General features: G+C 45.1%; 6 protein-coding genes. 1 reads left to right on the forward strand and 5 read right to left on the reverse strand.

Going from position 1 to position 9,705, the window contains the following annotated elements; genetic code table 11:
* Window positions 1-178: 178 nt before the first annotated feature.
* Window positions 179-2,884: an acetate--CoA ligase family protein gene (locus tag Q4Q57_RS15695; RefSeq protein WP_311891324.1), complete on the forward strand. Its 2,706-nt coding sequence runs from the start codon at window positions 179-181 to the stop codon at window positions 2,882-2,884.
* 287 nt (window positions 2,885-3,171) lie between these two features.
* On the opposite strand, the gene Q4Q57_RS15700 is transcribed toward Q4Q57_RS15695, so the two are convergent.
* From Q4Q57_RS15700 to Q4Q57_RS15720, 5 genes are all read right to left on the reverse strand, one after another.
* Window positions 3,172-4,200 carry a GGDEF domain-containing protein gene (locus Q4Q57_RS15700; protein ID WP_311891325.1) on the reverse strand — a complete coding sequence of 343 codons (1,029 nt, stop codon included), beginning with the start codon at window positions 4,198-4,200 and terminating at the stop codon, window positions 3,172-3,174.
* A gap of 325 nt (window positions 4,201-4,525) precedes the next feature.
* On the reverse strand, window positions 4,526-6,151 hold the full coding sequence (locus Q4Q57_RS15705; RefSeq protein WP_311891326.1) for a phosphoethanolamine--lipid A transferase: 1,626 nt from the start codon (window positions 6,149-6,151) through the stop codon (window positions 4,526-4,528).
* Between the two features lie 268 nt (window positions 6,152-6,419).
* The gene (locus tag Q4Q57_RS15710; RefSeq protein WP_311891327.1) at window positions 6,420-8,513 is read right to left on the reverse strand and encodes a prolyl oligopeptidase family serine peptidase; all 2,094 of its coding nucleotides are present in this window, start codon (window positions 8,511-8,513) and stop codon (window positions 6,420-6,422) included.
* Window positions 8,514-8,724: 211 nt separating this feature from the next.
* Window positions 8,725-9,231 (reverse strand): MarR family winged helix-turn-helix transcriptional regulator, encoded by a 507-nt coding sequence (locus tag Q4Q57_RS15715; protein WP_063882902.1) that lies wholly within the window; start codon window positions 9,229-9,231, stop codon window positions 8,725-8,727.
* Window positions 9,232-9,705: cation diffusion facilitator family transporter (locus tag Q4Q57_RS15720; RefSeq protein WP_311891328.1), on the reverse strand; the 474-nt coding region annotated here is incomplete at its 5' end.

The following is a 9,705-nucleotide window of genomic DNA, read 5'->3' on the forward strand; positions in this document are numbered from 1 at the left end:
TGCGGAAAATGCAGTTATCACAGGATAAATCCACAGAATTGGGCTCAGATTCTCAGTAAATGGCTGTAAATTCATGATTTGCTAATAAACTTACCTTAATCGAACCCGAAACTTAAACTGGGCAGTACTCATACCCTAGGTTACACTGGAAGCGTCATTGATTGGGATGGAATCGCTTATGAGTCAACGTACATTACACTCCTTATTTAAACCGACTTCCGTAGCCATTATCGGCGCTTCGAATACCGAAAAGCGTGCGGGTAATGTGCTGATGAAAAACCTGCTCTCCAGTGGTTTTTCGGGTCCTATCATGCCTGTCACCCCAAAATATCGGGCAGTAATGGGCGTGCTTGCCTATCCCAATATCGAATCTTTGCCCATCAAACCCGATTTAGCGGTTATTTGTACCCGCGCCTGCCGTGTGCCTGCTATTGTTGAAACTCTGGCGCAATTTGGCTGTAAAGTCGCGATTATTATGGCGTCGGGTATGGCGCAGGAAGTTAACGAAGACGGCGTGAGTCTGCTCAACCTGACCATGCAAAATGCCAAACGTTATGGGATGCGCATTCTGGGGCCAAACAGCTTAGGGATGTTGCTGCCACCATTAGGATTAAACGCCAGTTTAGCCCACGCCAGCGCCCTACCCGGTAAAATTGCCTTTGTGTCTCAATCGGCCGCCATTTGTACAACGGTACTCGATTGGGCCAATAACAAAGGCATTGGTTTTTCATCCTTTATCTCGCTAGGTGATGCCACCGACATTAACTTTGACGAACTGCTCGATTACCTTGGCCGCGACAGTCGCACCAGTGCCATCATGCTTTATATCGATTCTGTGAATGAGAAACGCCATTTTCTCTCAGCCGCTCGAGCCGCTTCACGCAATAAACCGATTTTAGTGATCAAATCTGGCCGCAGCGCCGAAGGGGCCCGCGCCGCAAAATTACATACGGGCGGTGTTGGCGGTAATGATGCTGTATATGAAGCCGCATTTCGCCGCGCCGGTATGCTGCGGGTTAACGACTTAATTGAACTGTTTGCCGCGGTTGAAAGCCTTGCGCATTCCAATCCCCTGCAAGGTGAACGCTTAGGCATAATTAGTAATGGTGGCGGCCCCGCAGTGTTAGCGGTAGATGAACTCATTATGCGCGGCGGTAAATTGGCTGAGTTATCAGATGACACCATAGCCAAATTAGAAGCCGTGTTACCTAATACTTGGTCAAGGCAAAACCCTATCGATATCATTGGTGATGCAAACGCGTCGCGATATGCTAAAGCCTTGACTATCTTGATGGATTCCAATGAGCTGGATGCCATTTTGGTATTGCACTCCCCTTCGGCGCTGGGTGAAAGCGTTGAAATCGCCGATGCCTTGATTAGCGTGATCCATGCGCATCCGAAAAAGAATCGCCTTAATATTTTGACCAACTGGAGCGGCGAAGACTCTGCATATCAGGCGCGAAAACGCTTCACTAAGGGCGGCATATCCACCTATCGTACGCCCGAAGGCGCCGTGGGTGCGTTTATGCATATGGTTGAATACCGCCGTAACCAAAAACTGCTGCAAGAAGTACCGCAATCGATCCCCGACAATATTCCGACAGATAGCCACACGGCGCGTAAATTATTGCAAGCGGCTCAAGCGAAAGGAAAATCAGTGCTCGAAACCCATGAGGCCAGCCCTATTTTGCGAGCTTACGGGCTTAACACCATAGACACTTGGTTTGTGAAAGATGCCGATGAAGCGGTGGCCATTGCGAATGAAGCGGGCTATCCCTTAGCGTTAAAAGTGCAATCCCCGAACATCTTGCATAAGTCCGATGTGCACGGGGTGATGCTCAATTTAACTTCAGCCGAAGATATCCGCCACGCCGCGAGTGCCATTACCCAAAGGGTGCATCAGGCCAATCCTGAAGCCATTATCGAAGGCATGATAGTGCAAAAAATGGCATTGACCGCTGGCGCTCAGGAAATCCGCGTGGCCGTGATAAGCGATCCCGTCTTTGGTCCAGCGATTTGTTTGGGTGAAGGTGGCTCTGAATGGGATCCAACTAATGACGCCGCCGTTGCCCTGCCACCACTGAATATGGCACTGGCGCGGTATATGGTGATCCAAGCGTTAAAGATGCATAAGTTGAAGGACAGGCATTTACCGCTCGGTTTAGACATGAATGCCCTGTGCGTGATGCTAACGCAAATATCCCACATCATTATCGATTGCCCCGAAATCGCCTCTTTGGATTTAAACCCGGTATTAGCCGCGGGTGAAAACATTACGCTGCTCGATGTGAATATCCGTTTGCACGATGCCAATGCCGACAGTTCATCACGGATGGCCATCATGCCGTATCCGAAGGAATTAGAAGAAGTTGCCGAGCTTAAAAATGGCCTTAAGGTAATGCTAAGGCCGATTCTGCCCGAAGATGAACCCAAGCATTTGGCTTTTGATAATTCGCTCTCCGATGAAGACAGATACAAACGCTATTTCGGGGTGCGCTCTAAAATGACCCATGAAGAAATGGCGGTATTAACCCAAATCGATTACGCCCGTGAGATGGCTTTTATCGCCACGGCCAAAGGCCCAGATGGCGATGACATCACCTTAGGTGCGGTACGGGCGTCTATCGACCCCGACAATACTGAGGCCGAATTTGCCATGGCTGTGCGCGGCGATCATCAAGGTATAGGTTTAGGTAAATTGTTGCTCGAAAAACTGATTAAGTATTATCAAGCCAATGATACGCCCGTGCTCACCGGCTTTACCATGTTCGAGAATCGGAATATGGCTAGCCTTGCCAAGAGTCTTGGTTTTAAGGTGACCTTCGATATGGAGGAGCATTTGATCAAAATGCATATGGATTTAAAGTCTCCCACTGATAAATAGCCTTATCCTGACTAACAAAAACGCCGCAATGATTTGCGGCGTTTTGTTATCATCTCTGCTGGAATCCACAGTACAACCACAAAGTTCAATTTTTATGCAACTGACTCTTATCGATTAATCACTTAAAATGTCAGATGCTTGAGAAGTGTATTGGTAATGAGCCAAGGCTGTGCACCGTTGGCTGAATAAACGCAGCAAAATAAAGCTGTTTATGGTGACTGAACCAGCAAAACTCAGCCGAAAATCACCTATCTATTTATACCCTATCTATTTAAACCCTATCTATTTTATCCCCTGACGCAGTTACGGCCTTCGGACTTGGCTTGATACAGGGCCTTATCGGCGCGACTAAATAGAGTTTCGGCATCGTCGCCTTGCTGCAATGAAGCAAGGCCAATCGAAACAGTAATGGCGCCAAGGGAAAGTTTTTTGTCTTTTCCTATGGTTAAGCGGCGCTCAGAGATACGTTCCCGAAGATTTTCAGCCACTTGTAATGCATCGTGAAAATGAGTGTTAGGCAACACCACCACAAACTCTTCGCCGCCATAGCGCGCCACAAAGTCATCCCCTCGCACACATTGTTTTAAGGCTAATGCGACATAGGCTAACACTTTATCGCCGGTTAAATGGCCATAAGTGTCGTTAAAGGCTTTAAAGTTATCGATATCGATCAGTAAAAGGCTGCAACGGGTTTGATGATCTTGGGAAAGGTAGATTTGATCTTGAATACTCAGTTCATAGGCACGGCGATTGTGCAGCGAGGTTAATTGGTCCGTCATCGCCGCCAGACTCAGGTTTTCCATTTCCGATTTAAGATTTTGCACTTCTTGGCCCATGGTGCACAGGCTTTGCTCCATCTCACGGTTGTTGATGAGCAGCATCTGCATTTCATCGACCACACCATCAACCAGCTCATTTAAAGTATTAATGTCGGGATTTGTCTGTAGGCGCAAACCAAACTCAGCTAATGAACCTGAAAACGCTGCGGTACCTTGACTCAGTTGGCTAATTTTACTTAACAAACTATTGATCAGGATTTGCGTTTCAATCTGCACATTTTCAATCACTTCAGGTGACTGCTCTTGAATAAAGTTCTTATACAGGCTGGTATTGACCTCCTTAGTAAAAGAGACTGAATTTGCCAGAAAGCCATCAATCGCACGGTTTAAATCGAGATTTGTCCCTGCAAAATATTCATACCAAACAGTGTAGTTTTCAGGTGTGACTGGGATATCGAGGACAGACATTTGCGGTACGGCCAAACGCAAAATTTGCGCGGCAGAATCAAGCTCTTTATTTTCTGCAGTAGAAGGCATAAATCGCGAACCATAGACTTGTTATGTTTTTGTATGCATTAAGTTAACTCAAGTGCTTCGATTTGGATATGGGGGAAATCAATTATTATGATAGGCGACAAAAGAAAAGAGGATGTTGCCATCCCCTTTTAAGTTAGAACTTGAATTGACGACACCAAACTAACGAGGTATCACTCAATAACTTGGGGTCAGTCGATCAGACTTAGTAGCAAGATAGCATTGAGTCACAAGATAGCATTGAGTCACAAGATAACATTGAGTTACAAGATAACATTGAGTCGCACGATAATGCTCGCGACTCAATATTGATGAGTTAATGGGTTGATTAACCTCGGCAACTGGCAAAGATATCTAACTTAGGCTGATATACCTCGGTCTTGACATTCATTAGGCCTAAAAGACTGTCGAATAAATTGTCATGGGAGAAACCGCCCTTCGCCGCGTGATCTGCTAAACAGGCCATGTCTAAGTGGTTATCTTTACTGAAATCTTCAGATACCCAAGCAAGCATAGGAATACTCGTCTGTTCGATTGGCGCAATGCTATAAGGAGCGCCATGTAAATACATGCCCTTCTCACCTAACGATTCGCCGTGATCACTGAGATACAACATGGCTGGATCAAATTTATCTTGCTGATTTTGTAACTTTTTCACTACTTCGCTGATGATGTAGTCAGTATATAAAATGGTGTTGTCGTAGGTGTTCATCAGTTCATCTTGGCTACAGTTTTGAATATCGCTACGCTGACAATCCGGTGTGAACTTACGGTGCTCAGGTGGATAACGTAAGAAATACGTTGGTCCATGGCTACCAATCACATGCAACACAATCACGGTATCTTTACGTTCTGCAGTGGACAAGGTTTCATCTAATTTGTTGAGTAACACTTGGTCAAAACAATATTGGCCAGTACACAACTCAGGATCGCTGTTCAAATCAATCGTAATGTTTTCAACTTGGTCGCACACGCCTTTACAACCAGAGTCATTGTCAAACCACTTCACTTTAATTCCGCCATGGTTCAACACATCAACCGCAGTATCTTGGGCATAGGCGCGGCGAGAATCATAATCTTCCCGTCCCATGCGTGAAAACATACAAGGCAGGGAGACAGCGGTTGCCGTGCCACATGAATGGGTATCTTTAAAGACTATTAATCCTTGGTCTTGGGTATGGGCGTTGGTCGGCTTGTCATAGCCATAATACTGATAATTCATCGAACGCGCGGTTTCACCAACCACAAGCACTAGCAAGTTAGGTTTACCATTAGGATTAGTACTGACATTCTTAGCATCGAGGCCAAGCTGCTGATATTCCATCGGTGTTTGTAAGTAATGCACATTAATGTACTTAGACGCCGCACCAATGAAATACGTCGGCACTATATAGCGTTTTAGTTCATCGTTGTTACGGCCAAAAGCGGCGTAATCTTGGAAATAGAAGAAAGCAATAATAGCCAGTCCCGCCAACATCGTCAGCATAAACAGTACTTTATGCAGTAACTCTTTGAAGAATGGCTGGTATTGAATATCGGCCTTATAAATAAGGTACGCGGGTAAAATCCCTGTGATTAACATATTGATTATTGAAGCGAAATTCACATACATCAGCGCTTCAGCATGATTGGTCTGAAAGGTGTTTTCTATCATGCCGTAATCGAAGACGACATTGTATTGATAAGCAGCGAAAAACACACTCGATGACAATAAGGTCAGTATGATAAAAAATGGCTTAACGAGGTACTTAACCGTAAATAAGGAAAACACAAAACTAAGGGCAAAAGTTAAAAACAACGGCATAGTGGCGATGAAGATTGGATCGACATCAGGTTGTTTTTCGATGCCTTTTTTAATGATATCGAATAGTGGTATATTGAAAATACAAACGTAAAACAACGCCGTGATAAAAGTGAAACGATTCACCGATAGAGTCTTAAATCTTGCTAGCACTGATAGCTCTCACTCAAATTAGTTGTATGCCGAGACTAACTTACAATTCTTAAGGTAATCTTAGGCTGTAACAGTCAAATTTTTTCGCCATAGTAGCAAGCTCTCGGCAATGGCTCAAATTATCTGTGGTTAATGTTAACAATTGAAAAACAAAGTTAAAAAACGGCCGAACCTCAATCAGTTCGACCGTTTTTTGCTCCCCAACCTATTAGGGCATTGCTCGGCTTTGTCACCAACTTGTTAACAACTTATGTTAACCCAGCGGTGATTATCGTAATTGCTGTAGTAAGTAGGCAAACGCCATTGAATTAAGTTCCGCAGCTTGATTATTATCTGCAGCGCCGGCGTGGCCACCTTCGATATTTTCGTAGTACAAGACATCAATCCCCATATCTTTCATCTTAGCGACCATCTTACGGGCGTGACCTGGGTGAACCCTGTCGTCACGGGTAGAAGTGGTGAAAAAGACCTTGGGATAATGCACGTCTTTATGCAGATTATGATAAGGCGAGTAGGTTTTAATGTACGCCCATTCTTCTGGAATATCTGGGTTACCGTATTCGCCCATCCAGCTAGCACCCGCTAATAACTTATTGAATCTAAACATATCAAGCAGAGGTACTTGGCACACGACAGCATTATAAAGATCCGGTCTGCGGGTAAATGCCGCGCCCATTAACAGGCCACCATTGCTGCCACCTTGGATACCTAAATGTTTGCTTGAGGTGATTTTACGGGCAATCAAATCTTCAGCAATGGCTTCAAAATCCTCATAGGCTTTATGACGATTTTGTTTTAACGCCGCTTGATGCCAAGCTGGGCCGTATTCGCCACCACCACGAATGTTGGATAACACATAGACGCCGCCCTGCTCTAACCAATTCTTACCAATGGTGGCCGAATAAGATGGACGCAGCGACACTTCAAACCCGCCGTAGCCGTAAAGTAGCGTAGGATTGGTGCCATCTAACTTAAGATCCTTAGCCATCACCACAAAATAAGGCACTTTAGTGCCATCTTTAGACGTCGCAAAGTATTGCTCGGTTTTAAACTTGCCCGCCGCAAACTGTTGTGGCATACCTTTAATTTTCTGCGGATTTAGGGTTTTAGCATTCACAGTATAGAGAGTTGAAGGTTCAAGAAAACTGGTGTAATTCACAAAGAAATCATCACTGTCTTGCTCAACATCCATTACAGTCAAGGCTCCATTTGCTTCGAATGGGACTTGGGTACTTTGCCAAGCGCCCTTTTCGTCTTGCTCATAACGCACTAATTTGCTTTTGACGTTATCGAGCCAATTAACGAAAATTGCACTCTTACTAAAACTGAGCTGCGCTATCGATGCAGTTTGAGTAGGGCTTACAAATAAACTGAACTTGGCTTTTTGAGCGATAAGATCCGCCACATCGGCATACACGACCGCGCCTTGCTTAAAGTTACCGTCTTGATTGGTTAAATCGCTCTTTAACTCAATGAATAACTTACCTTTGAAATAACCTTTAATCTCAGCATCTTGCGGTAAAGGCAATCCAATAAGTTTACCGTCTTGGTACACATACTGGCTGGCGGTATAAAAAGTATGCGCTTCGGTGACTAAACTCAGCGGCGTTTTATCATCAAATAACACCCAGCCAGAAACTGCAACTGAAGCCTTATCGCCAGTAAAGACAGGCTTAGCTTGCTCGAGTGGCGTGCCGCGTTGCCACAGTTTAACGCCCCGTGGATATCCAGAGTCCGTCATGCTTTGACCATCACCAAAATCTGTACCGACAAAGGCGTGATCTTTATCTATCCAGCTCAGGCTCGATTTGGCTTCTTTTAAAAAGAATGGTTTATCTTTGGCAGCAACAAAGGATTTAGTGTTGAGATTAAATTCACGCACTTCCACCGCATCAGCACCGCCGCGAGACAATGAGACAAAACAGCGCTCATTTTCGGGATACTGACAGCTAATATCCTTAAATACCCAATTGACGGCTTCGGCTTTACCTAAGGCATCGATATCGAGCACGGTTTCCCATTTAGGATCGACCTTGGCATATTCTTCCATTGTGGTACGGCGGTAAATGCCGCGCACATGGGTATCATCCTTCCAAAAGTTATATAACTTGTCACCAATATGGGTGGCGTAGGGAATGCGTTCTTTATCGTTCAGGATGGCGAGACTGTTCGCCACTAAGGTATCAAAACCTTTAAACGCTTTAATTTCGGCGGCAGATGCGGCATTTTGGGTTTTCACCCATTCCATTGGCTTAGCGCCTTCAACATCTTCCAACCAAATGTATTTATCTTCTTCTGCGTGAAGTTGACCGCTCATTCCGAGCACTCCTGCAATGCACCAAGGCAGTAATTTATTATTCATTCTATTCCTTTTATACAAAGTCCATCTTGAGATCTGCCCTTACATTACCTTAATTGGTATCCAGTTCAACTATTAATCCAACAAGAATGTAACAAAAGGTAAGATATTGTAATGGCTGATGATTAATCTAGAATGAATCGCGTTTTTAAAGATGGCGTGCTATAAAAAAGCGTCCGAGAAGGACGCTTTTTAGTGGATGAAATAAGGTAAATTAAAACTCGTTATTCATGCGTGACAGTAAATTAAGCAGCACGATTCGCTCTTCACTGCTCATTTTTGCGGTGAGATCTGTGGTGAGTTGTAGATGCAAAGCATCATGTTCGAGGAACAAGGCTTGCCCCTTATCGGTTAACTCCACCAGAATCGACCGGCGATCGGTTTCATGGGGGCGTCGCACAACCCACTGTGCCTCTACCATTTTATCGATTTGAACTGTCAACGTACCGGTCGTGACGCCAATCTTATCCGCCAGTTCTTTCATCCGCATGGCGCCGTGCACGCCGAGTAACTCAATGGTGTGCACCTGCGATAGACTAAACCCTTTGTCGCGCACAATGGCGTGTTCCCATGACGACAGCTTTTCATAAAATTCAATAATCACATGATTTAATGCATGATCTGTTGAATGCGCGGCCGTTGAATGTGCAGCTGTTGAGTGAGCAGTCGAATGTGCCTCACTTGAATGCTGGTTTGATGAGGGATGATGTTCAACAGTCATTTAGACTTCCTTAGCCATACACTCGCGCTGACGACAAGTATGGAGTTCAATGGTGATATGGGCCAATTCAGGAAATTGTGACAGTAACTCATTAAAATAACTGACATCTTTCGGTGAATGGGACACGATGGACACCATAATAGCATGGTGATCGGCGCTCACTCGCCAAAGATGTAAATCGGCCACTTGATGATCTGTTACAGCTTCAATGGTTTGCGTGACTTTACGTTGTAATGATGCTTTAACGCCGCCGTCCAACAAAATAGGGCTCGTTTGCTGAATAAGTCCCCAAGACCAACGGCTGATAATCACAGCGCCGACAATCCCCATAATCGGGTCGAGCCAAGTTAGTCCCATGTATTTACCAAACAACAAGGCAGCGATGGCCAGCACTGACGTTAACGCATCGGCTAGTACGTGAAAATAGGCCGCGCGTAGGTTGTGATCATGGCCACCGTGGGCCTTCTGGCTCTT

The organism is Shewanella sp. SP2S2-6 (genome assembly GCF_031931965.1).
GTDB classification, from domain to species: Bacteria; Pseudomonadota; Gammaproteobacteria; order Enterobacterales; family Shewanellaceae; genus Shewanella; species Shewanella baltica.